27 protein-coding genes are annotated in these 23,064 nt (G+C 69.4%); 3 read left to right on the top strand and 24 right to left on the bottom strand.

What is annotated here, in order from left to right; translation table 11 throughout:
* Positions 1–76: 76 nt before the first annotated feature.
* Complete coding sequence (locus OWR29_RS25630; protein ID WP_267565779.1) at positions 77–616, top strand: hypothetical protein; 540 nt, start codon at positions 77–79, stop codon at positions 614–616.
* Positions 617–773: 157 nt separating this feature from the next.
* On the opposite strand, the gene OWR29_RS25625 is transcribed toward OWR29_RS25630, so the two are convergent.
* Positions 774–1,025: a hypothetical protein gene (locus OWR29_RS25625; RefSeq protein ID WP_267565778.1), complete on the bottom strand. Its 252-nt coding sequence runs from the start codon at positions 1,023–1,025 to the stop codon at positions 774–776.
* A complete protein-coding gene (locus OWR29_RS25620) occupies positions 1,022–1,246 on the bottom strand; it encodes a hypothetical protein (protein ID WP_267565777.1) in 225 nt (74 codons plus the stop codon). Before OWR29_RS25620 ends, OWR29_RS25625 begins: the two co-directional genes overlap by 4 nt.
* A 41-nt stretch (positions 1,247–1,287) precedes the next feature.
* Between OWR29_RS25620 and OWR29_RS25615 the strand changes: the two genes are divergently transcribed.
* Positions 1,288–1,512 (top strand): hypothetical protein, encoded by a 225-nt coding sequence (locus OWR29_RS25615; protein ID WP_267565776.1) that lies wholly within the window; start codon positions 1,288–1,290, stop codon positions 1,510–1,512.
* Here OWR29_RS25615 and OWR29_RS25610 read toward each other — a convergent pair whose 3' ends face one another.
* From OWR29_RS25610 to OWR29_RS25535, 15 genes are all read right to left on the bottom strand, one after another.
* Positions 1,513–1,806: a hypothetical protein gene (locus OWR29_RS25610; protein WP_267565775.1), complete on the bottom strand. Its 294-nt coding sequence runs from the start codon at positions 1,804–1,806 to the stop codon at positions 1,513–1,515.
* Complete coding sequence (locus OWR29_RS25605) at positions 1,794–2,168, bottom strand: hypothetical protein (RefSeq protein WP_267565774.1); 375 nt, start codon at positions 2,166–2,168, stop codon at positions 1,794–1,796. The genes OWR29_RS25610 and OWR29_RS25605 overlap by 13 nt, the downstream gene beginning before the upstream one ends.
* Before the next feature lie 47 nt (positions 2,169–2,215).
* On the bottom strand, positions 2,216–2,932 hold the full coding sequence (locus tag OWR29_RS25600; RefSeq protein WP_267565773.1) for a hypothetical protein: 717 nt from the start codon (positions 2,930–2,932) through the stop codon (positions 2,216–2,218).
* A gap of 8 nt (positions 2,933–2,940) precedes the next feature.
* Positions 2,941–3,402: a hypothetical protein gene (locus OWR29_RS25595; RefSeq protein ID WP_267565772.1), complete on the bottom strand. Its 462-nt coding sequence runs from the start codon at positions 3,400–3,402 to the stop codon at positions 2,941–2,943.
* Positions 3,403–3,455: 53 nt separating this feature from the next.
* On the bottom strand, positions 3,456–6,227 hold the full coding sequence (locus OWR29_RS25590) for a hypothetical protein (protein ID WP_267565771.1): 2,772 nt from the start codon (positions 6,225–6,227) through the stop codon (positions 3,456–3,458).
* A 3-nt stretch (positions 6,228–6,230) separates the two neighbouring features.
* Positions 6,231–8,216 (bottom strand): phage tail tape measure protein, encoded by a 1,986-nt coding sequence (locus tag OWR29_RS25585; RefSeq protein WP_267565770.1) that lies wholly within the window; start codon positions 8,214–8,216, stop codon positions 6,231–6,233.
* Positions 8,217–8,400: 184 nt separating this feature from the next.
* Positions 8,401–8,907 carry a DUF7426 family protein gene (locus tag OWR29_RS48315; protein WP_438872660.1) on the bottom strand — a complete coding sequence of 169 codons (507 nt, stop codon included), beginning with the start codon at positions 8,905–8,907 and terminating at the stop codon, positions 8,401–8,403.
* A gap of 58 nt (positions 8,908–8,965) precedes the next feature.
* A complete protein-coding gene (locus OWR29_RS25570) occupies positions 8,966–9,727 on the bottom strand; it encodes a phage tail tube protein (RefSeq protein WP_267565768.1) in 762 nt (253 codons plus the stop codon).
* A gap of 11 nt (positions 9,728–9,738) precedes the next feature.
* Positions 9,739–10,176: a minor capsid protein gene (locus OWR29_RS25565; protein WP_267565767.1), complete on the bottom strand. Its 438-nt coding sequence runs from the start codon at positions 10,174–10,176 to the stop codon at positions 9,739–9,741.
* 2 nt (positions 10,177–10,178) lie between these two features.
* Entirely contained in the window at positions 10,179–10,529 is a 351-nt protein-coding gene (locus OWR29_RS25560) for a hypothetical protein (protein WP_267565766.1), read from the bottom strand.
* Positions 10,530–10,531: 2 nt separating this feature from the next.
* Positions 10,532–10,876 carry a hypothetical protein gene (locus OWR29_RS25555; RefSeq protein ID WP_267565765.1) on the bottom strand — a complete coding sequence of 115 codons (345 nt, stop codon included), beginning with the start codon at positions 10,874–10,876 and terminating at the stop codon, positions 10,532–10,534.
* Entirely contained in the window at positions 10,873–13,734 is a 2,862-nt protein-coding gene (locus OWR29_RS25550; protein WP_267565764.1) for a fibronectin type III domain-containing protein, read from the bottom strand. Before OWR29_RS25550 ends, OWR29_RS25555 begins: the two co-directional genes overlap by 4 nt.
* A gap of 61 nt (positions 13,735–13,795) precedes the next feature.
* The gene (locus tag OWR29_RS25545; protein ID WP_267565763.1) at positions 13,796–14,392 is read right to left on the bottom strand and encodes a hypothetical protein; all 597 of its coding nucleotides are present in this window, start codon (positions 14,390–14,392) and stop codon (positions 13,796–13,798) included.
* Positions 14,393–14,394: 2 nt separating this feature from the next.
* Complete coding sequence (locus tag OWR29_RS25540) at positions 14,395–15,399, bottom strand: major capsid protein (protein ID WP_267565762.1); 1,005 nt, start codon at positions 15,397–15,399, stop codon at positions 14,395–14,397.
* A 15-nt stretch (positions 15,400–15,414) separates the two neighbouring features.
* On the bottom strand, positions 15,415–16,128 hold the full coding sequence (locus OWR29_RS25535; RefSeq protein ID WP_267565761.1) for a hypothetical protein: 714 nt from the start codon (positions 16,126–16,128) through the stop codon (positions 15,415–15,417).
* Between the two features lie 118 nt (positions 16,129–16,246).
* Here OWR29_RS25535 and OWR29_RS25530 point away from each other — a divergent pair, with 118 nt between their 5' ends.
* Positions 16,247–16,618 (top strand): DUF732 domain-containing protein, encoded by a 372-nt coding sequence (locus OWR29_RS25530; RefSeq protein ID WP_267565760.1) that lies wholly within the window; start codon positions 16,247–16,249, stop codon positions 16,616–16,618.
* Here the strand turns inward: OWR29_RS25530 and OWR29_RS25525 are convergent.
* The 7 genes from OWR29_RS25525 to OWR29_RS25495 are packed head-to-tail and all read right to left on the bottom strand — an operon-like array spanning position 16,615 to position 22,594.
* Positions 16,615–16,788 (bottom strand): hypothetical protein, encoded by a 174-nt coding sequence (locus OWR29_RS25525; protein WP_267565759.1) that lies wholly within the window; start codon positions 16,786–16,788, stop codon positions 16,615–16,617. The two genes, OWR29_RS25530 and OWR29_RS25525, sit on opposite strands and share 4 nt — an antisense overlap.
* The gene (locus OWR29_RS25520) at positions 16,785–18,659 is read right to left on the bottom strand and encodes a phage minor capsid protein (protein WP_267565758.1); all 1,875 of its coding nucleotides are present in this window, start codon (positions 18,657–18,659) and stop codon (positions 16,785–16,787) included. The genes OWR29_RS25525 and OWR29_RS25520 overlap by 4 nt, the downstream gene beginning before the upstream one ends.
* A 3-nt stretch (positions 18,660–18,662) precedes the next feature.
* On the bottom strand, positions 18,663–20,282 hold the full coding sequence (locus OWR29_RS25515; RefSeq protein ID WP_267565757.1) for a phage capsid protein: 1,620 nt from the start codon (positions 20,280–20,282) through the stop codon (positions 18,663–18,665).
* Between the two features lie 14 nt (positions 20,283–20,296).
* The gene (locus tag OWR29_RS25510; RefSeq protein ID WP_267565756.1) at positions 20,297–20,524 is read right to left on the bottom strand and encodes a hypothetical protein; all 228 of its coding nucleotides are present in this window, start codon (positions 20,522–20,524) and stop codon (positions 20,297–20,299) included.
* Complete coding sequence (locus tag OWR29_RS25505; protein ID WP_267565755.1) at positions 20,521–20,796, bottom strand: DUF2829 domain-containing protein; 276 nt, start codon at positions 20,794–20,796, stop codon at positions 20,521–20,523. The genes OWR29_RS25510 and OWR29_RS25505 overlap by 4 nt, the downstream gene beginning before the upstream one ends.
* A 17-nt stretch (positions 20,797–20,813) precedes the next feature.
* The gene (locus tag OWR29_RS25500) at positions 20,814–22,061 is read right to left on the bottom strand and encodes a PBSX family phage terminase large subunit (RefSeq protein ID WP_267566066.1); all 1,248 of its coding nucleotides are present in this window, start codon (positions 22,059–22,061) and stop codon (positions 20,814–20,816) included.
* 17 nt (positions 22,062–22,078) lie between these two features.
* Complete coding sequence (locus OWR29_RS25495) at positions 22,079–22,594, bottom strand: helix-turn-helix domain-containing protein (protein ID WP_267565754.1); 516 nt, start codon at positions 22,592–22,594, stop codon at positions 22,079–22,081.
* Positions 22,595–23,064 lie beyond the last annotated feature (470 nt).

Genomic DNA, 23,064 nt, shown 5'->3' with positions numbered 1-23,064 from the left:
CGGCGTCCAGGCGCGCGGCCCGCCCCCAGCTAGACTCTCCCGCGACTCTGAACAGGCGAAACGATCGGAGCACAGCATGCAGCTCGTCCAGGTCCTCGACGTCATCGAGCGGCTGCTCGTGGCCAGCGAGCACCCCGACATCGTGTCGGTTGAGCGCTACGGCACCGCCACCGAGCCTTGGGGGCCGGACGTGGCACGCAACCGCGCCCAAGGGTCGATTGCCGGGGTGAAGGTGACGCATGCCTCGACGTCCAGTGCGCTGCTTAACGGGCGGATCGCGCCCAATGCTGTACCGGTCATTGCGCCGTCCGAGGTGCCGCCACCCTCGCTTCGCGCACCCCGCCTGGTCATGTTTGTGTCGCAGCTTCTCGACGTCGCGCGTCCGCGGGAGTTTGCGTCGTGGCAGCTCGTCAGCCAGCCGGACGGCCCCAGTGACCTGCCGTACGGCATCGGCATCGCGTGCGCGGACGGAACCAACATGCTCCTCATGTGCCAGTCGACCGGCGCCATGGTCGGCTCGGAGCCGTCGGAGGAGCCGTTCCCGGATTACGTGATCCCCGAAGGAGTCAAAACATGCCTCCAGGAAGTCAGTGCTCATCGTGCGGCGCCCGCGTAGGCGTCCCGCCGGGTAGCTCCTGCCCGCCCCACCAGGCTGCTGGCACCCGCCAGACCTGCCCCGGCAGCGGCCAGGCAACATCCCCCATCTAGAACGCAAAAAGCCGCCCCGAGACCGGCATGGTCTCGGGGCGGCTTCGTGTCTGCATCAGGGACGGCTAGAAGATCCCGCCGGTCAGGAAGTGGACGACCAGCCAGGCCAGCCCGGCGAGGAGCAGAAACCGGCGTAGCCGGGTCCAGCCTGACGGCTTGCGCAGCTGCTGCGCGCCCTGTCCCGTGGCGGCGTAACCGAGCCAGGCCCAGGCATGCTCGGACAGGGTGTCCCCCGGCCTGGAGTTAAACAGGGCCATTCCCTCGACGATCGCGAAGTAGACGCCCCAGCCAACCCAAGCCCAGGTCCAGAGGCTCACGGGCGCGTCTGGCGGATGATGCCGCCGGAGGCAAGCGGCTGCTTGGCGTTCGGGGCCCGCCAGGTGGCCCAGCCGACCGTGGCGGCTGCGGTGATGCCGACGCCAATCGCTTGCGACACGTTCTCGCGGCTCATGTTCCCGGCGACGACCAAGGCACCGACGCCTGTGGTGATGCCAGCGCCGAGCCCGGCGACGACGGCCTTGCGGATGCGTGCGAGCACAGTCCCTCCCAGGGATGTTCGAACAGTTGTACGGTCTGGGGATGGTGCGTCTGATCCCGGTGGAGCAGAAGGGCCAGACCGTATGGATTGAGGACGCGCCAAAGCAGTGCGCCGAAGGGCACGATCAGCTGACGCCGTCGCACGGCGCGTGCCCGGTCTGCGAGGAGCCGGTTAGGCTGTGGCGCTGCCAAGCCGAAGGTTGCCCAGCGTCGACGCAGTACGACGACGAGCACCGGCACTACGGCCGCAGAAACCTGCAGCCGTGATCAGGTAATCAAGCCCGCGGGGTATGGCGGCGGGGGTGGTGGATTTCCGTCGGCGATGTGGCGACGCAGCTGGCCGATGTAGTCGCCCTGGATGCGCACGTGCCGCTCGAGCGCGGTAATCCGGCTGCGGTCCTCGGCACGCCCGGCCCGCAGTTCCTTGATGTCTTCCTGGTGCTGGTCGATCAGTTGGTTGCTTGAGCTGGTCGATACCTGCCGGTTCGACACTCGGCTGGTGAGGTACGCAGACGCGATGACCCCCAAGGCGGTGATGGCCGCGACGATCATCGGGTCCATGCGCGCCACCTCCGTGCCGGCCGCGGGCCGGTGACGGGGATGCCACCGGCAATGAGGAAGACGAACGCGGCGAAGGCCAGCCAGATGATCGCCGACACGTAGCCGCGCGAGACGCCGCCGACTGCCCATCCGAAAAGCGACAACAGGCCCCAGCCGACTTTGAGCGCCACGGCGGCCATGAAGGCCGGGGTGTCATAGGAGCGGAACGCGTACCACAGGCAGGTCAGGCCGACCGCAGCCCAGCACGCGGCCCACAGGCCGAGCGGCATCACCTCGTTCATCCAGCCGTAGAACGGCGCCAGCGGTCGGGGCGCGGTGAGCAACCCGATCGCGTAGATGACATCGAGCACGACGAAGAACATCAGCGCGGCGCCACGGCGACCGATGCGCGAGGTGACTGGCACGCCGCTTACTTACCCTTGTTGGCCGCGAAACGCTCGACCGCGACGCCGGCGACGACGGCTTCAGTGATCTCGGCGCTGATCAGGTTTCGGCCGGTGTCGCTCATGCCGGTGGTCGGGCTGCTGCGGAACGCGCGCAGCGCCGCGGCGCCGTTCTGGTCGGCCGTGGGAACGGCGGCGATGGAGGCGGCAAGGTCGGCGACCTGAGCCTTGACCTGCTTGGTGATCTCGGCGGAGAGCCACTTCTTGTCGTCTTCGGTGAATGCCACGGGAATGTCCTCCAGGTGCCAGGAGGCCGTCGAGGCCTCAAGGTGCGATTCGTACGAGGCCGAGAAGTGGCCGTGGTGGTCGTGCGCGTTGGGGCCGGTGTACGGCTTCTGCCGCCAGCCGTTGCTGGCCTGCCAGATGCGCCGGTTGTAGATGATGTAGCGCAGCCGCTTCTCGGCGCCCGAGCGGCACCGGGTCAGCAGGAACTGCACCACGTTCTCCATCGACAGCCCGGGCACGCGCAGGTCGACGTCGACGTCGATCGCGTGGACCTCGTTGACCTTGTCGGGGTCGCGGATCGGCACGTTCCCGGTCTCGTCCGGGTTGTGATCGGACTGGCTGTTCTGGTGGGCCAGGTCGCCGACGCTGCCGTCGCTCGACCTGTCGCGGTTCGGCGCGATAGCGTTGAAGTCCGAGCGCAGCTTGACGAGGCAGGGAACAAGAATCCAGCTGGCCATGAGGCCTCCTAGTCGGGGAGCCGGACCAGCCGGCACCAGAGCATCGAGACTTGGGAGCCGGCCACGAGCAGGTTCCTGGCCGCGCCGGAGACCTGTTCGCCCAGCAGTTCGAAGTAGTCCGTGCTGCCGTTCATGTAGACCCACCGGGCCTGAGCAGATGCCGACCGGGCGCCGGTCGCCGTCGACTCGCCACGTCGATCACCCCGGCCTGCCACGGGCTGCCCGTTCTTCGCGATCGCCGCGGCGATGATCGTGTAGGAGGCGTTCGACTCGAGGTGCACTATGCCGCCGGCGTCGTAGTAACCCTCGACATTCGGGGTGAGCCGGGTCGGTGTGGCGGTGTTGAAGAAGTCATCCGGGTCGTAGTCGTCGGGGTGCGTAGCGACGCCAAAGTTGATAGCAGTCGGCGCGTTGTTGGGCAGCTGCAGAGCGACCGCCTGGTGCACCTTCGCCCCAGGCGGGTAGAGCATGGAGTTGACATCGTTCGTGCGTGTGCGGGTGCCACCGAGCGGCATAAGTCCTCCTACAGGCCCCAGCGGCCCGACGTCAGCAGTTGGAACGGTGTGAGATCGGCGTGCGCCTTCGCCCAAGAGCCGCGGGTCACGGTGAGCGTCTGCGGCCAGCCGTCAGGAACAGGGGAGGTGGCCGGGGCGGTGACCGCGGTGACGAGCACGGGTTCACCGCCGACGACGATCCAGAACGGCACAGCGGCCGGATCCCACTGATCGTGTTTCCGGCCGGCGACGACGTTCCACAGCGTCTCGTTCGGGTCGATGTCCTCGGAGAGCCGGGCGCTGGACGAGTCCCACAGGCTGGTGGGGTCGTCGTCCCAGGTGCCGACGTCGAACGGCTTCGCGGGGCTGCAGTCGAAGTCGATCGGCCGTGTCTTCACGCCGAGCGTTTCGGAGTAGCCCTCGACCAGCTGGTCGATGTCGCCGGGCGGCATCCACGACGGCAGGTCGGTGAGGACCAAGCGGTCACCGATGTCGAGCCGGGCCGCAGCGTCGACCAGCACGGTCTTCCCGAAGCGGGCGAGCTTGTGCAGCCGCACGCTGATCCGCGGGTAGCGCTCCTCGTCCCAGGTTCCCATGTGCAGCCGCCAGGACGCCTGGTCCGGCAGCTGGGCGTCCGAGTAGACGTTGACCTGGTACTCCTGCTCCTTTCGGCCCACGCCGCCCTGGCCGGGCGGCAGGACCGACAGCGGGCCTTCCTCGAGCACGGCCCGGGCGCTCGATCCGCCCAGGTTGGAGACGGTGACGTCGTTGACGACGTCCAGGGCGTCCGGGTCCGGGTCGAGGTGAGGGCTTTCGCCGCCCTCGTCGTAGGTGAGGGTTAGGCCGGCCCGCTGTTTGTAGAGGCTGCCGAGGGTGCGGAAGGTCAGCGCGAGCTCGTCGCGGGTCTCGAAGAGGATGCCCTGGTCGATGTCGGCGGCGTCGCGCAGTAGCTGCATCGGTCGGCCAGCACGTTGCGGCCCGGCCAGCGTGGTCTCGTCGAGGTTGCCGATGGTGCGCAGCGTGATGCCCAGCTCGCGGGCCAGACGCTCGACACGGCGGCCGGACCGTTCTTTGGCGTTGCCGACGAGGGCTGTGGTGAGTCCGTCGGCGGTGTTCGGGTCTTTGCCGACCATGATGTGGCCGACAGCGGCGTCGGGCATGCCTCCGCCTGGGGCGACAAAAGCGCGGGTGGCCCGGCCGACCGCGTAGCCAATCCAGGTGCCGTCGGCGCCGACCTCGGTCACGCTCAGGTCACCGTTGATCTTCCGGAAGAAGATCTGGTAGTAGACGTTGCTCGTGCCGGACTTGGTGATGTTGAAGCCGATCATGCCGACCGCGCCGTTGATGTTGAAGCCCAGCGGACCCGAGTCGAGGGCGAGCAGGTCGTTGGTGTCGTAGCCGCCCAGAGCGAGGCCTCCGCCGGTGGTGTAGCGCAGCACCCAGCGGCGGATGTCGTAGCCCGCTGTGGTCTGGTGCACCTCGAGCAGCCGGGCGTTGTTGGTGAAGCCGGCCGGTGGGATGACCACGGTGGCGCGCATCGCGATCGACGGTGTGGCGGCAACGGTGTACCGCGGGATGTAGCCCTCGAGCACGGTGCCTTGGGAGAGCTCGGGCAGGGGCTGGCTGCCGAGGATTGCGGTGTTGGTGGCCAGGCTGATGCTGCCGCGGATCTTCATCGCGCTACGGCCGATGCCGGAGGCCAGCGTGCGGGCTTCGGAGCCGTCCTCACCCGGCCAGTAGCCGACCATGCGCGCCTTGTTGGTGGCGGCGGTGGCCTCGCGGTAGATCGGGCTCCTGACGGGGGCGTCGATGCCTTCGAGGCTGGCGATCAGGCCGGACGCCATGACTTCGGTCCAGCGCTGCAGGCCGCTGGTGTTCCAGCGGTTGGGCATCTTCTGCAGGAGGCCGCAGAAGCGGATGTCGCCCGTGTCGAAGCGCGCGGCTCCAGCCGGGGTCCAGACGCGGCCGGCGCTGTCGGTCACGGTGGCCGTGCCTGGCAGGACGGCCGCCAGGTCGAGGTTCGCGATGACGGTGCCGTTGATGCCGTTCCGCATCTGGAAGGCGTGGATCTTGCGGCGGGTCCGGCCGAGGGTGATGCCGGTGGCTTCGCCGAGGACCAGCGGTGCGGTGCTCGAGTAGACGGAGGTTACGCCGGACCCGGTGACCGGCGCCCCCAGCTGGGTCCACGGGCCGGCCATGCTGGGGGCGGTGTAGAAGGTGACGGTCCAGCCGCTCGCGCCGTTGTTCACGTCCAGGGTGAAGCGGAGCCTGGTGCGGCGGGCGGGTTGGGGCAGGGCCGCCGTGGAGGTGGCGTCCAGGAAGGTGGTGCCGTTCGCTGACCAGCGGATTGCTGGCTGGCCGGTGGACAGCATCATGAACAGCCAGCTGCGCTGGTTGCCCGACGTGACGTACTTCCCGGCCAGGGCCAGGCCGGAGGGCACCCCGTACTCCATGTCGGCGTCCAGGCGGACGTCGACGTCGCCGGTGACGTCGAGGCTGGCGTGGTCGGGAGTGGACACGTTGTCGCCGGCCTGGCCGGTGAACTTGGCGTAGCCGTCGGAGACCTTCTCGATCCGGACCGGGGTGTTCGGGCCGATCTGCCCGTAGTACGGGCCGAGCGGGTTGCGCCAGTTGAAGCGGCCGTCGTCCCGCAGAGTCAGCCGGGCGTCGCCGGACTCGACCTGGTCGGCGTGCGAGCGGCGGCCACGCTTGATGGTGATCGGGTCGTCCGTTTTGGTGTCTCCGGTGACGTCGACCCACTGGCCGCCGAGCTGCATGCGTACGCGGGTGCTGCTGGCCAACGCCTATCCCCTTCCGGTGCCGAGGGCCACCTGGACGTTGCCGCCGCGGTTCTTGATCGCGATGCGCAGGATTTCCAGGAGCAGGTCGTCGATGCGGCTGCCGGAGGAGCGCAGCTCGAGCACGCTGCGAGCGCGAGCCGCCATCAGCCCGCGGAGTTTTGACAGCGGCAGGACGGCTTCGTCTTCGCGGCCCTCACCGATGACTGCGAGCCGGCCGCCCGGGGTGGCCTGCACGATGCCGCCCTTGGCCAGGTACGGGATGTTCGGCGTGGACACGGTGACGCTGGGCAGGCTGACCCCGGCGAACGATCCGCCGCCGACGGTGAAGGACAGGTTGTTCCAGCCCGCGATGATTCGGTTGACGACGGTCTTGAATCCGGACCACAGGCCGGAGAAGACGTTGCGGAGGGCGCCGCCGATCCGGCCGGGCAGACCGCGGAACCAGTTCACCAGCGACACGCCCTTGCTGATGATCTTCCCCATGGCCTCGTTCGACCGCTGGTACCAGCTGACGAAGAAGCCCTTGATCATGTTGATCCCATTCATCAGCTGGGCTTTGGCCCGGCTGAGGCTGGACGTGATCTTGTTCCAGAGGGTGACGAAGAAGCCGGCGAACGGCCCGGCGAACCAGGCGCCCACGCCCTTCATGAAGCCCCACACCGCGGCCCAGATGTTCTGGAACCAGCGCGTCTTGGTGGCAATGAGGACGATCACCGCGATCAGGGCCAGGATGCCGAGGATGATCCACGTCGTGGGGCTGGCCATCTGCACGATGTTCAGCGCGGTCTGCACGGCAGTCCACACCTTCATCACGCCGATGATCGTCATGACGACTCCGGCGAAGATGCCGAGGCCGACGGCCAGCGGGCCGATGATGGCGCTGTGCTGCTGCAGGAACCCGACGACCTGCTGGATGTAGGGCACGGCCGCGGCCATCTTCTCGACCAGCGCGGCCTGGGCCTGGCGCTTGAATGCCTCCAGCTGCTGGGATGCGCTCTGGCCGAGGCTGTTGGTCATCTTGTCGGCCGCGCCTTTGACGTCGCCCATGCTCTGGGCGGCGGTGTCCAGGTCGAGCGAGAACAGCGCGGAGCCGAGGTCTTCGGCCTTCGTGCCGAACAGGCCGACCGCGGCCGCGCTCTGGGCAGCCGGGTCCTTCATGCCGCGGAGCCGGTCGAGGATCAGCTGCAGGCCGGCGCTGGCCTCCGGGCCGCCCTTGGCCATCTGAGCGGTCATTTTCTTGGCGTCGAGCCCGAGCGCCTCGTAGGCCTGGCTCGAGGCCTTACTGCCGTCGATGGCCCGGATGGACAGCTCCTTGAGCGCGTCGGCGACGGTGTCCGCGTCGCGGGCGCCCGCCTTCAGCCCTTGGTTGAGCAGGCCGGTGGCGGTGGTGCCGTCGATGCCCAGCTTGCGGAACTGAGTGCTGTACTCGCTGAAGGTGTCGAGCAGGTCTCCGGCGTGGTCGCCGCTCTGCTGGAAGCCGCGGGTAAGGATGTCGAAGGCCTCGTCGGCGCTGCCGGCCAGGCCGGTGCGGACCATCTGGCCGGCCGCCCGGGCCGACGCGACAACGTCCTGGCCAAAGACGTCGGACAGGGCCTGAGCCTTGACGGTGATCCGCTCGATGTCGGCGTCCGCCGCGTCTTCCGGCAGCAGCCCAGCGGAGAGGACTGCGCGAAGGCTGTCGCCGACCGCCTCCGCGCTCTCGCCGAAGCCTTGGGCGTACACGCGGCCGGCGATGTCACCCATCGCCTTGGCGTATTGGGCGTCCCCGCCCAGCTGGGCGGCCAACTTCGCTTTCGCCTTGTCGACAGACAGCGCCGAGGTGAGCCCGGCGGCCAGGGCGATGCCGGCGGCGGCGCCGACAGCCGGGCCCGCCGCGGCGATGCCGGAACCGAACCGCTTGAAGTCGTCCTTCGACTTGGCCAGGCCCTTCCGGAAGGCTCCGTCGTCGGCCTTGAGGTAGGCGGTGAGCTCGCCCAGCTTCAGTGCCACTCCTGGTCACCTGCCCCGTTCTGATCTGGTGGTGCGAGTGCGCGGGACAGCCGCGACTTGGTCGCGAGCAGGCCGGCCACGCGGGTGCGGAACCAGCGCCACGAGCGGGCCTGCATCAGGCCCGGCTCGTCGACGTCGATGCCGTACTTCTCGTGCAGGTCGGCTTCTAGGAGGTCCCAGTGGGTCAGGATCTGGTCCCACGAGACGCCGTCGCCTTCGTGCTCTTGGACGACGCGCTCCGGGATTTCGTAGTCCTCGAAGAGGCCGCTTTCCGGGTCCCGCTCGCCGATGCCGTACTGGTCCGCCCAGCCGCCCGGCGCTCCTGACGGTTCGCCGGGCCTGGTGCTTCCCCCTGGCCACCGGACTTCCAGAACCGCTCGGCCGGCTCCTCGCCACCGACGATCCACGCGTACGCGGTGTGCCCGCAGAACTGGATGTGGTGGTGAGAGACGCCGTCGGCGGCCATCTCGTCGTACGCCGTGCCGAGGACCCGTTTGGTCATCGCCCAGTTCTCGACCGACAGCTCTGGAACCTCTTCTTCGATGCGGGCGATGATCTCCTGCATCTCTTCGACGGTGCTGGTCGAGTGGATGCGGCCTGCGGCGTCGGCCATCATCTGGCACCAAAGGCCCAGCTCGGCCGAGGGCAGCGGGACCGTGTACTCGCGCTCGACACCGTCCCGGCCTGGCACCCCACCGAGATCCAGGCCGGGGTTGAAGTACTCGGTGAGGCCGGAGAGCTTGGCCACGTCAGTTGACCACGAAGTCGTTCGCTGTGCCGCCGGTCGGCGAGGTGCCCTCGGGCGTCGTGACCGTGACGTCCTTCGACCCAGCGGTCAGCGCGGGCTTCGTGGCGACGATCAGCTGGTCGCTGATGACCGTGAAGTTGGTGGCCGCCGTGCCGCCGAAGGAGACGGCTGTGGCCCCGGTGAAGTGCGTGCCGTAGATCTGCACGATGCCGCCGGCGCCGGTGCCGCCGGCCGCCGGGTTGAGGCCGCTGACGACCGGGTCCATGTCGGCGTTCGGGTTGACGATCGACAGCAGCGGGCCCTGGCCCTGGATGACCAGGGAGACGACGTCCTGGCTGCCGGGGCTGCCGCCGTCCGGCGGAAACGCCTTCACGTACGCGCGGCCCTCTTTGCTGTTGCCGTCGTCCAGGCCGTTCTTGTCGTACCAGCGGATCGGAAACTCGGCGGCCGCCATGTCACCGGTTTTGGCCAGTTCGAAAGAGTTCCGCAGGAACTTGTGGACAGTGTTGACGGCCGACCCGGCGACGTTGGTCGAGAACAAGATCTTGCCCTCGACGCGCCAGTTGTAGCCGGTCACCTGCTCGCGAGCTGCGCCGTCGTCCTCATAGGTTTCGTCGTCCTCGGTGCGCAGCTCCTCGACCAGCGTGAGCTCCTGCTTGCCGATCAGCGGCTGGTAGCTGACCGCCGGGAACACGCCCAGGTCGATGTCGACGCGCATCCGCCGGGCGAGGGCGGTACGGCGGGTGGTGGGTGCTGGCGCCATGGCGGCTCTCCTCAGTCCGTGCGGTTGCTCGTCGGGCGCATCGCCTCGACGTAGTAGTTGTGCGAGATCTCCCACCGGCCGCGTTCGTCCTTGCCGAGGGCGGTGTAGGACTGCCGGTAGACCTGAACTACGGCGATGCCGCCCCAGTTGAGGCCTTCAGCGCTGTCTAGGACGTCGAAGATGGCGTCGCCCAGGTCTCCGGCGACTCGCGGGTCTTGTGTGCCGCGTACGCGGATCTGGAGGCCTTCGATGACGTCGGCTAGGCCGGGCGTGGAAGACACGGGGTACGACGCGATGGTGATGACCCGGTCGGGGCTGGGCGGCACGTCGCGGACGTACCAGCCGATCTCACTGGGCTGGTAGATGCCGGTCGGCCGCCACACGCCGACGCCCGCGGCGGCGACGTACTGGGCGGCGCCCTCGACCAGGCTGGTGGTGAAGCCGGACATCGTCAGCCTCCGAGAGATCCGCTGGCCTTCCGCGCGATCAGGGCGAGCATGATGTCGGCCTCGTCGTGCATCGGGTCTTCCAGGTACTTGGCCTTCTTGCCGGCGTCGTGCCGCAAGGTCATGTCCTCGTGCTGGCGGACGGCGTACGGCCGGTCGAAGGAGACGGCGACGACGCCGACGCCCTTGTCGGCGGTGACCGCTCCGGAGCGGGCCAGGTCGCCTTCCTCGAGCGGGGCCAGCTCGGTGGACACCTGCAGGAGGTGCTCGGCCGCGAGCTCGAGGCCTTCGAAGGCGGCCCCGGACAGTTCGGCGGCGACGTCGTCGTTCCAGGCGATCGAGAACTCTTCGGCCACGGCTACTCCAGGTCGAGTTCGACGTGCTCGGGCAGGCCCAGGCCGTGGTCGTCGAGGTCGGACCGGGCGATCACCTTGGCGACCCGGCCGTTCGGCAGTGTGACCAGCGATCCGACCGGCGCGGCCGTGCCCTTGGGGCAGAACACCGTCGTCGACGACACGGCGGTCGAGCCTTCGGTGTCCTGGGTCTGCACGGGCACGACGCGGTTGGTGTCGTCGACGACGCACAGGGCCACGTCGACGGGGTCGGCGTACACGTCGCCGTACGCGCCGGAGCCGGTGAGTGCCTGCACCTGGATGGTGCGGGGCTGCGGGATGGCGGAGGCGATGAACTGTTCCCACGTCACCCGATCACCGCCGGTCCGTGGCCGGTGAGGCCGGCCGCCTGGAGGATGGCGTACGCCTGATCGACCAGGCCGCCGGTCGTCGGCACGCTGCTCGCCGAGCTGCCGCGCTGCACGCTGAGCTTTCCGATCGTGAAGGACTGCGGCGCCGACGCGACCCCGAGACCGGTCAGGTCGCCACTCTCCCGCGTGCCCGCGATGTGCTCGAGCACGGCGTCGCGCAGCGCCACCTTGACCGCCACCGAGGTGGGGTCGTAGACGGCGGTGAGCAGGGCCCGGTCGACCGCGCGGGACGCCCGAATGAGCAGCTGGCGTGCGTTGGCCGGCGTGCTGCCGAGGTAGCCGTTCAGATCGCCGATCGTCGCGTATGCGCCGGGCACCACATCGGACTCGTTGGTCGTCGACGCGGTGATGGTGGCCAGCGTCGACTGGTTGTCGGCGGCGTCCTTTGCCCGGACACCGAGCGTGTAGCTGGTCCCCGCGGTCAGTCCGGTGAAGGTGTACGTGGTGGCCGTGATGCCCGTGGCGACGAGAGTGCCGTTGCGGTACAGGTTGTAGCCGGTCACGCCGACGTTGTCGGTTGACGCCGTCCACGCCAGCGCGATCTGCGTCTGCCCTGGTGTGGCCTGCAGGCCCGACGGCGCGTTCGGCGGTGTGGTCTCGGGGAAGCCGTACGTCGACAAGCTGACCGGCGACGGCAGCACCAGCGTGTCCGGGAACGGGTGCTCGGGTGGCACCTGGCCGAGGTCGGCGATGACGTTGCAGACGGCCTGTTGCAGGGCCGGGGAGACGAGCGATCCGCCGGGGTGCCGGTCGTGGGTGTCGTCGAGGGCCCAGGCCAGCTGGACGGTGCCGAAGTGCACGACGGCGCCGCCCGCTGACGGGAAGGCGGTGATCGCGTGCGTGTAGCTGCCGGAGCCGGTGTAGACCGCGCCGTTGTCGTCGGCCAGCAGGCCGGCCACGTTGTGCGTGATCTGCGACAGGCGCAGCAGCCCGGCCGGGTGCTCGGCCGGGTTCGTGTCGGCTGGCTCATCGGCTTCGAAGCCGACCAGCCAGCCGGGCGACGTCCAGGTCTGCGACCCGGTCAGCGCGGCGACCGCGGTGTTACGCCAGATCGGCATGCCGGCGTGAGCGGCGTTAGCGCCCAAGGCGTACGACGGTGGGATGCCGTTGAGCCGGAACCGCTGCCCATTCAGCAGCGCGGCCGGGCGCCGGTCCGGGTTGAAGCCGCGGGTGTCCTGCCAGGTGCCGCCGTACACGCCGGTGCTGTTCAGGGCGCCGTCGTGGGAGTCCTTCCAACAGTTGAACGACCGGAGCCCGTTGGCCCAGTTGATCCGCCAGAAGACTTCGTTGCCGGACAGCCACAGCCACGACGCCGGCGTGCTGCCGTGATCGCGTGACGCCTGGGCGGCCGTCACCATGCCCGGCGACCAGTACTCGTCGTGGCCGGCGGAGACGACCAGGTCGCGGCCGAGCAGCAAGCTCGGATCGTTCTCGACGTCGCCGCAGGTCACATAGTCGACGTCGTAGCCCAGCCGCTCGAGGAAGCGGTGCAGCGGGTACTCGGCGTTGAAGTACCAGGTCTGCGGGATGAACTGGCGGGTGACGAAGGGCCGGTCGTAGGAGACGGCCTTGGCCCGGGCGCCGATGTTGAACGTGAACTCCGACGCGGTACCGATGCCGTAGAGATTGCGGCCGGCCAGCACGTTGCTCGCGGTCGCGCCGACATGGTTGTAGGCCTGCCAGGTGCTGTCGGACAGCTTGACGACGATCGGGGCCTTGCGGGCCGGGTTGCGGACGACGAACGGGCCGATGTGCGAGGCCAGGGCGGCATTGTCGGACCGCTGGATCTTGATGAGGTAGACGCCCGGGGTGGCGTCGGCCGGCACGTTCCAGGAGCCGTTGACCGACCAGTTCGCGCAGGACGCCATCAGGGTGGTCGGGTCGACGGTGCCGTCTGGCTGGGTGGTCTGGGGGCCGCTGATCGAGTCGATCTCGCGGGCGCCCGCGCCGCCGTAGTAGCCGAGCCGGTACACCTTGCCCGTCCAGCTGGCGGCCGGGCTGTGGACCTTCACCGAGAGGGTGCTGCCGCGGGCCACCGACATGGCGGTCGCGTACCCCTGGATGGTCGTCGACCCGGCGCCGGTGATGTCCCAGGTTCCGGAGGCGGTCCCGGCCAGACGGTTCTCCGCCTCGATCACGGTCTCCGCCGCCGGTGGCGGTTCCTCGATCTCGCCGGCCGGGCCGAGGACCATGATGATCGCCTGGAAGGGGTTGCCGCTGGAAGGCAGCCCAGACACGGAGATCGGGTAGCTGCCCGCGGTCGGCGCGGCCACGCTCGCGACGGCCAGGCGCACTGGCTCGAAGCCAACTCCCGGCGCGGTGAAGGTGTCCTCGGCGGAGGCTCCCGTCCAGGCCGGTGTCCATGCGCTGGGCGGGTCGACCTGCGAGAGGGCGACGTAGATGCGGCAGCCGTCCTCGGGCACGGCGATCGAGCCGAAGTCGAGAGCACCGCCGACAGCTACTGCGCTGTTGTAGTTGATCGGGGTGCCGACGGCCGGGCCGATGTCGTTGCGGGACTCGATCCAGCCGGCCAGTGTGCGCGGTGCGGTCGAGCTGGCCGGGGCGCGGTCCCAGAGGATCGAGGCCTCGCCGCCTGCGGCCACGAGGACAGCGCCGTCGAGCTCGCCGGTGCCGAGCGCGTCAGCGACCTCGGTCCAGGTGTTCGGCGGGGCGACGGTGGCGGGGGCGGCGGCGATCGCGACCAGGCCGTGCCCTGCGACGGCGGGGCTGGTGAAGGTGCCCTGGTGCTGGGCGGCCGCAGCGCTGGCGGCGTAGGTGGTCTTCCAGTCCCGCGCCACGGTGCCGTCCTCTCGGGGTGTGGCGCGAGGGCCTGCCGGAGCGTGCAGGCCCTCGCACGAACTAGTTGCCGTACTTCTCGCGCAGGTCGTCGCGCTTCATGCCGGCCACCTCGTCCTCGGTGGCGCCGCGGTGCTCGACCGCGTACGCACGCCACTCGTCTGCCGAGGCGTTGCCGGCCGGCGGCTCGACCTGCTTACCGTTGTCGGCCAGCTGGTCTGTGACCTCCTGGGCGGGCAGCTGCTCGAGCAGAGCCAGCCGCGCGCCCTCGGTCTCCCGCTCGCCCTGGACTTCAGGGTCGTCCGAGACCGGGCCGGGCACGATCGGCGTCGGCCCAGGGCTGGCGTGGATCTCCGGGGAGACCACGTCGGGGCTGTGCGGGTCGGCCTGGCCGGCGTTGACCGGCGGCAGGAAGTCGCCGGGCTTCGGGTCGACCGCGGCGTCGCGCAGCGGCGTGCCCACCTGCTCGTGGGTCTTGCTGCTGTCGCCCTCCCACCGTGGCAGGGCAGCCGGGTTGTCGGTAGCGCCGTCGACCTCGTACCCGGCGCCGCGGCAGTAGGCGATGACCGCCTTGTTGTCGGTCTCGGCCACGCCGTCGGTGAAGACGACATCGCCGATAGAGCCGTTGTAGTCCCCATTCGGGGCCTTGATCGTCGCCATGGTCACTGGACCTTGACGTTGCGCAGGACCGCGACCGACTTGGTCTTCTTGACTGCGATCGCGACCGGGCCCATCTCCGCCTCGCCGGTCTTGACCGCACCGGCGGTGGAGAAGTCGGGCATCCAGTTGGACACCAGCGGCCCGCCGGCCATGGAGACGCCGTGCACGCCGTCCAGGCCGAACCGGACGGCGTAGAGGTCGGCCAGGCCGGTGATGTTGCCGCCAGCGCCACCGGCGTCGGTGTCCCGGGTGGACACGGCCAGGACGTCGGTGTTGGAGCCGTCCTTTTGGCCCGGGTCGATCAGCGGGATGCCGTTGTACGTCTCGACCGGCCGGCCGATCGCGTCCCGCTCGATCGAGTACTGCCCGGCGAAGCTCGCGACAACCTTGAACAGGCTGCGGGCCTTGCGGGGCAGGTAGATGGCGTCCGGGCGGCCGTCGAGCAGGCCCAGCCACGCGTCCAAGTGCGCGATCGTGGCGAAGGCCAGGGCCTGCGTGTTGATCGCGGTCCAGTCCAGGTAGCCCGAGGTCACGCCGTTGTTCAGCGGCAGGTACTCGGTGGTCGTGCCGGTCAGGACCTTGTTGAGGCCGTCGAAACCGTTCGCGTCGACCGCGGTGTCGCCGTTGAAGAAGGCGTCATTGAACTTCGCCGAGGTGCCCTTGAGCAGCTCCCGCATCTGAAACGCGGTCTCCGCGGCCTGGGCGACCCGGTTGAGGACGCGGTCGACCTGGAAGGAGCCACCGAGCGGCTTCAGGTCGACGGTGTAGCGCTGCTTCGTCGCCTCGGCCGGCGTGTACTCGGAGTTGATCGCACGAAACGCAGCGCCGCGCTGAGTGATCTGCCGGGTGTAGCCGTAGGTCAGGGTCGCCCCGTTCCCGGCGCCCGAGACCACGTCGTCGAAGGTGATGCGGTTGAGGACGTCGTTCGACTTCTCGAACTCGTCGATGATCTGGACGTCGATGTCGTCCGTGGCGTTGAGCTTGGCCTGGGCCAGGGTCACCGGCATGGTGGTTCCTTCGGGTTAGCCGCCCATTTTGGCGGCGATGGCTTCTTCGAGGGACTTCGGCTTGCTCTTCTGGCCGCCCTGGCCGCCGTGGTCGGCGCCCTGCTTCCCCGCACCCTTGGGCGGTTCAGCGGACAGCTTCGCGTTGGCCTTGACGGCGCTCTTGATCGCCGCGGTGACCTTGTCGGCGAAGTCGGCGGCCTCGGGATCGAGGTCGGCGACCTGGCTGAGGAAGCCGCGGCTGTCGAGCAGTGCGTCCGGGTCGGCGCCGGCCTTGCCGGCGGACTTGTAGACGGCGAGCTCAACGGCGGTGTCGCGGGCCTTAGCGGCGGCCTTGTCCCGCTCAGCGGCAGCTGCCTTGAGCTGATCGGCGGGGTCTTCCTTGCCGTCCGCGGTCAGACCAGCGGCCTTCAGCACGGCGGCGACGCGGTCATCGGCAGCCTTCTTATCGGCCTTGGCCTTCTTGGCGTCTTCTCGTGCGGCGGCGATTGCGCGGGCGGCCCGGTCGGGGTCGAAGTCGCCGTTGATCTTGGCTTTCTTGTCGTCGTCCTGGCCGGCGTTACCGTCCTGGTCGTCGTCTCCGCCGTCGTTGCTACCGCCGGTGTTGCTGTGACCGCTGCTGCCGTCCCCTCCGCCGTCGCCCGGGTCGTTGCGGTGCCAGCCACCTCGAGGCGGGCTGGCTACGACAATCCCGGACAGGGCGAGTAGGGCGTGGCGGCGAGCGGTGCGCATGGGTGCTCCAGATGTGTCGTTGCGGACCTTGTCCGCGGACCGAAAGTCCGTCCCGCACCTTGTGGGGACGCCGTACCGTGCACGCTCGACTACTCCACAAGGGACGAGGAGGACGCTCGTGCGTGCACGTCAGGTCTTGGTGGTCGCCGCCGCGCTGATCGCGTTGGCTGGCTGCGGCTCAGGCAGCAAGGACAGCCCGGAGGCGAGCTCCGGTCAGGCAGCTACGCCGACCGCCGGGGCGGGACAGGGAGTCGCGCCGGCCGAGCAGGCAGCCCGGGACAAGTTCGTCGCCGAGCTGGACGCCATCAACGCCGACCTGGCCGAGAAGCCGGAACGGGCTGTGAGCCGGGGCCGGGACATCTGCCTGGACATCGACCAGGGCAAGACCGACGCCCAGGTGCTGAGGAACGCCAAGCTGCGCTTCGAGGCGACCGACGAGTGGGCCAAGGAGATCATCGCAGCGGCGAAGACGCATCTCTGCCCGAGCTAGACGGGGTCGATGCCGAGGTCCCGCAGCTCTTCGGGCGTCAGCTGCGGGACCGGGCCACCGACCGGCTCACGGTCGATCGTGACCTCGCCGGGCTCCATCCGCTCGTAAAATCGCTCCCGCTGCTGTCCGCGGGCGGAGGCGTCGACAGGCTGCTCAGGCAGATCGGTCACGAGATGACCTCCACGTCGATACGGCGGACAGAGCCGACGATCCCATAGTCGGCCACCACGCGCAGCCGCATCCCCCGGTTAAGCAGGATCTCCGCCTCGTCCGGATAGCCCTGCTCGTCTCTGGCGTTGGAGATGTGGATGCCCTTCGTGCCCTTCGGGACGATGATCCGCATGACCACCGGCTCGGTGGTGGTGTGCGCGAAGTCCTTCGTGACTCGCTCTTCCGAGGTCGCCGACAGGTAGGCGGGCTCGGTCCACTCGGCGCCGGTGAGGTCGCCGTCGGCTCGGTCCCCGAATGTCCTCTTGGCGCGGCGGAAGCCACGCCAGACGACAACACTTCGGTCGAGGGGCGAGCCCGCCATGGCCTCGTCGATGTGGCGGATCTGGTCCAGCGCTCTCGGCTCGTTCAGCGGCGTTCGGCCAGCGGCAACGTCGTGGAGCTGGACGTTGATCATCCTGAAGTCGTTGCTGGCTTGGTAGTCGCTCAGGGCGTTGCGCTGGTCGACGGTGAGGCCGTCTTTACGACCGGGCCGGGCGTGGGTGTCCGTCCGTATCAGGCTGCGCTTCGGCGCGGCCAGGGCGTCATCGCCGGCGGCGGCTGTCTTGAGCCGGTCGTCGTACGACGCCTTGGTCGTCTTGACCTCGGCGGGCTTGGGTGCGGCCTTCGGCTTGGCCGGAGCTGGTGGCTTGGCCGGCTGGGCCTTTTTCGGCGCGGTGGCCGGCCGGGACACGGGCGGGATGGCCTTCTTTGGCACGTTCCCGGCGCCGATCTGTTCCCGGTAGCTCAGCCGCTTCAAGGTCGGGTTGGCGGCGAGGTGATCGCGCATCGCGCCCTGCCACGCCTTCACCTTGCCGGTGGCGGCAGCCTTGGCCTCAGGCGTGAGGGCCGTCAGCTCGCGTTCCTTCCACCGGCGGATGTTCCGCTCGATGGCCCGCTGACGCTGCCGGGCCTCGTCGCCGGTCGGGTCGGCGGTCGGCTGCTCCGGAGGTTGGGTCACACCGGGCAGGTACGACCGGACGGCGTGACGGCAGTTCGGGTGCTGGAAGCCAGCCGACCTGGCCGCGTCGAGCGTGGCCTTCACGGTGACGGTGACCTGCTCGCCGGTGGCCGGGCTGGTCGCCTGCACGCTGCCGATCGGCCCGGAGTCGATCCGCAGCACGCGGCCCTCGTATGGCCGGCAACGCTCGCACTCCTCAGCCGCGTTACTGACGACCACGAACGGCAGGCCGAGCCTCGTCTGCCGGTCAACCTGGCCTTGGACGGCAGCGCGCTGCGTGACCGTGCGCAGCGCCATCTCCACGTACGAGGACATGCGCCAGCGGCGGCCACGCCGATCGGTGAACGAGGCCACGCCCTGCTCGACCAGCCGCGCGTACGCCAGCTGGGCCGCCTCGCGGCGGGTCAGGCCACCGGCAATGCTGCTCGCGGTCGCCGAGGCGACCACCTGCCGGTACACGTCGTCGACGCGCCGCAGGATCGAGTTGTGGCGCTGGCCGAAGTCGTCGACCAGGCCACGGGCGAGCGCCTGCATGGCGTCCGAACGGGGTACCTCAGCGGCTGCTGCGGCGCCGGCCGAGATGGCCAGCTCGTTGGGGATCTCGCCGAGCACCGAGGTGTCGCCGGCGGCGTACGCCTCGTCGACCGCAGCCAGCACGGTGGCGGCCAGCTCGTCGCCGATCCTGTCGAGGATCGCGTTGGCCGCGCCGCGCAGCTGCTGCAGGGCGAGCAGCCGCTGCAGAGCCCAGTCCGGGGTGTCGATGCCTTTGGCGAGGTAGCGGGTGAGGAGGCGGAGGAGGCCGTCTTCGCCGTCGCGGTAGAGGTCGGCGGTGGCCTGGACGATGGCCGCGAGCTTGTCAGGGCTGACGGCCACCGGCTACTCCTCTGCGGGCGCCTCTTCTTCCTCGGTTTCGGCGTCGTCTTCCTCAGCGCCGGGCGGTGGCCGGTTGCCGGCCGCGCCGCCGATCACGGACTCCGGGTCTTCGCCGCCACCGTTCTCTGTCTTGATCCGCTCGACCTCTTCGCGGACCTGGGCGTCGTCCCAGTCGGGATGGACCATGCGGACGCGGGTGTCGATCGAGACGGCCTGGGCGGCGAAGAGCAGCTGCGCTGTGCGGGCCATCGTCTCGGGGCTCTCGGAGACGCTGTCGCCGAACTCCACGTTCGGCCGCTCCGGAGCAGGCCCGCGGAAGCGGATGGCTTCCAGCTCGAGCAGCAGCTCGGTGAGGTCGGCGATGCCGGGCCGCCAGGTGCCGGTGATCCGAGCGCCTCGGGTCGTGAACGACAGGCGCTCGCGGGCCTGGGCCTCGGTGGCGGTCATGGCGACGTCGCCGCCCTCGTCGCCGAGGGTCTGCCCGGACATGCCGGCATGCCGCATGGCGACCTGCTGGATCTCGTCGGCAGACTCTTTGTGCTCGGCGACCCGGATGGCGAACTGGACCGGGGTGATCCCGACGCTGGCGCCCTGCATGTTGGGCATGGCCTGGACCGTGGCGAAGACCTCGCGCTCGGCGTCGAAGGTGGCGCCCTGGCCGGGGCCGTTCGACTGGAGCATGTACTCGGGCACGACGATCCGGCCGCGGGCCAGGCGGATGTCGCGCATCCAGCTGGTCCAGACGTCGTCGAGGGCGTCGAAGACCGGTTCGTTGCCGTCGTAGTCGGAGCGGCCGAGGTACTTCAGGCCGGCCATGGTGCGCCACTTCCGCTGCGGGCCGGCGTTCGGGAACCGCACCACGTCCAGGCGCTTCAGCCCCGTCGGCTGGACGCCATCCTCGTCGAGCAGGTCGGCCAGGTGCGCAGCGTCGGCGTACTCGGTCAGCGGCACGACGCGACCGAGGTGGTCGGCTTTCCCCTCGTACACGGCGTACACGATCCGGCCGGCGCCGTTGACCACCTCGTGGTGCTCGAGCAGCCGGACGTGGGTGTCGCCGTCGACGAGCAGCGTCGACCAGAACGTGACCTCAACCAGCCGGCCCCAGCGCAACGTGGGGATCGCGCCGTCGGCGTGCACTGTGGCGAGGAAGGCCCGGCCAGGAAGGACCTCTTCGTCGACGACGGGCCGAAGGTAGACGTCGCCCAGGGCGCTGTTGGCCTCGGCGGCGTGCAGCAGCAGCGTGTACAGGCCGTCCTCGATCAGCTGCTCGATCCGCTCCTGGACCTGCGCGTTCTCGGCGGTCAGCTTGGGCGGCTCGGAGAAGACGAGGTTCGCCGCGGCGGTGGCCAAGTCAGCCGGGAGCGGGATGTGGAGGCGGCCGTCCCGGCCGGTGGCCGGTGCTGGCGCGCCCCACAGGAAGCGGGAGACGAGGCCGGTGAGGCCGCCGGCGTACTGGCCGGCGCGGACCTTCGGCGATGCGAGCTGGCCGCGGAGGCCTCGGTTGGCGTAGACGGCGCGGAGCTGGTCGGCGTCGCCGGTGTACCAGGCGTCCCAGTCACGGTAGGCCTGATAGGCGGGGGCGAGCTGCGGGGGCGGCCAGGCGCCGCCGGTTGGGATCGGCACCAGGCCCTCCTCGGTCAGTCCCGGGCGATGCCGGGCAGGTCGTCGCGGTAGATCGGCCCGTCGGCCCGCTCGATTTGGAATCCCATGCCGCCAGCCTCGATGGCGGGCCGCTCGGTCTTGGCCTCTGTGGCTGTGGCCTTCCACGTGCGCAGCGCCGAGCCGAGGACCTTGGCGATCGGGTGGCTGTCGGGCGCTTGGATGACGACCTGGCGGCCGTCGGCGTTGATCTCGACGTGAATCACTCGCCGACCGATGTCCAGTCCTCGGCGAGCAGGTCGGTCTGCGAGGCGACCCATGGCACGAAGTCGCCGTCGACGGTCCGCATCATCAGGTAGGGCCGGAAGGCGCACACGGTGCCGACCTCGAGGCCGGTCGCATCGGCGGTGTTCTGGTTGATCGCGATGCCGTCCGGGTAGCCGGCCTGGTGCACCACGAACATGCCCTTGCCGTTCCATCCCTCACGGGCGACCTTGCCGCCGGTCTTGAGCAGGGCGAGCGCACGGCCGAAGTTCATCGGATCTCCTCAGGGGGTCATGATGCGAGGTCGAAGTCGCGGCGGCGGATCAGCTGCCGCCACAGCACCTCAGGCGTCTTGATCGCGTACCGGCCGGCGTCCATCGAGTGGTCGCCCACCTTGACCGGCTTGTCCTCACCGAGCAGGGCGGCCTTCTCGTCCCAGACGTAGCCGCCAATCTCCTCGATCCAGCCGGCGCACGACTCGTGGACGAACAGCAGGCCTTCGGCGAGCAGCGAGGCGACCAAGCGGATGCCGTCGACCACGCTGTTGTCGGCGGCGGCCGGGGTGACACCGTCGTTAAACAGCTGCGTCCGAAACGACGCCGCCGAGGGGTCGACGCAGATCCAGTCTGGGCGGATGCCCAACTGGTCGAGCCAGCCCCGCAGGCGCGCGCTGTATTCGGCGTCGGTCAGCTGGCGCTGCTGCTTCTTCGAGTCCCAGCGCCACTCGCGGGCCAGGTACAGGTTCCCGTCGACGCCGACGCCCAAGAGCAGCCCGGCGAACGGGTTCACCGTGCCGTAGTCCACGCCCAGCGAGATCCAACGGGTGATCCCGGGCAGCGCCTTGACCACGTGCTTGGCCGGGTCCCACATGTCGTAGACCGTGCCCTCAGCCACGCACCACTCGCCGAGGATGTTCCGCCGATAGTAGAGGCCGGTGTACTGCCGGCGCATCCGCTCCTTGACCCGCTCGGACAAGCCAGGGTTGTCGTCGAGGACGAAGTGCCAGGTCTTCCAGTCGCCAGCGAGCCGGCCGCCGGGCCCGGTGTGATCGATGTTGTCGATCTTCAGCCAGTGGCGCGGGTTGTCCGGGTTGGTGTTCCCGAAGATCTGCGACCCGTCGACGCTATGCCGGCCGATGAGCTGCTCGTGGAAAGTCTTTGGCATCAGCGACCACTCGTCGACGTACGCCCCGCGGCTGGTCATGCCTCGAAGGCGGTTCTCGGAGCGCTCGTCGTTGAAGGTGATGACCTCAACCTGGGTGCCAAGGATCATCGCGGTCGGCGCCCCGCGCGTGTAGGTGGTGGCCTTGGCGAGGGGGCCGAAGACGGCGGTGTCCTGGAGCGGGTTGAAGATGTTCCGCTTGGCCGTGTCGTACGTCTTCGCGCAGACGACCAGGTCGCCGCTCTTGGGTGCGTCGTGGGCGATGTACTTGGCCCAGCGCAGCAGCCCGCTGATGGTCTTGCCCGAGCGGACGCTGCCGTGGGCCAGGTTGACGAACGCGTCGGAGTCGAGAAGGAAGTCGATCTGCTTCTCGGACATGGCCGTGGGAAGCCGCTTCACGCCGCGTCCTGCCGGTCTGCGTCGCGCGCCTGGCGGAGCTGGTCGAAGAGGTCGCCGAGCATGCTCTTCTCGTCCTCGTGGCCGGTGGCCTTGTCGTACTCGGCCAGCTTCAGAGCCGTGTCGGCGAGGGCCTTGATGGCGGTGGCGATGTCGCGCTTGTCGCGGAACGGCGGCTCAGGGTGCGTCCGCTCGTTGTAGTCGTTCTCCTTGCCGCCGAAGTTGTAGACCTTCGTCTCGGCGAACATCTGGCCGAACAGCCGGCCAGCGGCGTCGAGGGCGTCGAGCTGCAGCTGGGCGCGGCGGGCCTGCCCGTCGGCGACCTTAGCGACGGTGGCGGATCGGGTCTGGTCGCTGCGCTCGAAGGTCAGGTCCAGCTCGGCGGCGATGCGGGAGATCGTGCGGCCGGAGCGGCGCAGCTCGCGGGCGATGGCGTTGCGGCTAGCGCCGGCGGCGTGGAGCTCGCGTACGCGGTCGCGTTCTTGGTCGAGGATCGGGCGGTGTGCGTTGGCCATGAGTTCACCGCCTGGTGCTCGCGCGCGCCGGCCTTGCCGGTCGTGCTGGGACACGCCTTGCGCGCCCGTTTCTTCTCGCGCCCTGATTCGTTGTGATCAAGCCAGACACAGGGTCTGGCCAGCACAAACGGGGCAAAGATGAGTAGCAATAATGGGACGGGAGTGGACGTCGAGATGGCTGCCACTCAAAGCACGGCCGCGCACAAGGTGACCCACTCGGGGGCGAGTGACATCCGGGTGGAGGGCGGCGCTCTGCTAGTTATGGACGGCCCAACAGCAGTCGCTGTCTACGCCCCAGGCACGTGGGTCCGCGGCGTCATGTGCGACTAGCGAGGCTGCAAATTTGGTGAGGGGTGCGCGGGCCACCGTTCAGGCCCGTGCGTAGTGGCAGCCCTGAACCCTAAGCGCCCGTAGGCGGAGGGCTCTCCCAGCCGCGCACCCCTCGATCATCATCAAATGGGAGTCCTGGG

The organism is Paractinoplanes pyxinae (assembly GCF_026626335.1).
Classification (GTDB): Bacteria; Actinomycetota; Actinomycetes; order Mycobacteriales; family Micromonosporaceae; genus Actinoplanes; species Actinoplanes pyxinae.
This window is presented reverse-complemented; position numbering and strand designations above follow the sequence as displayed.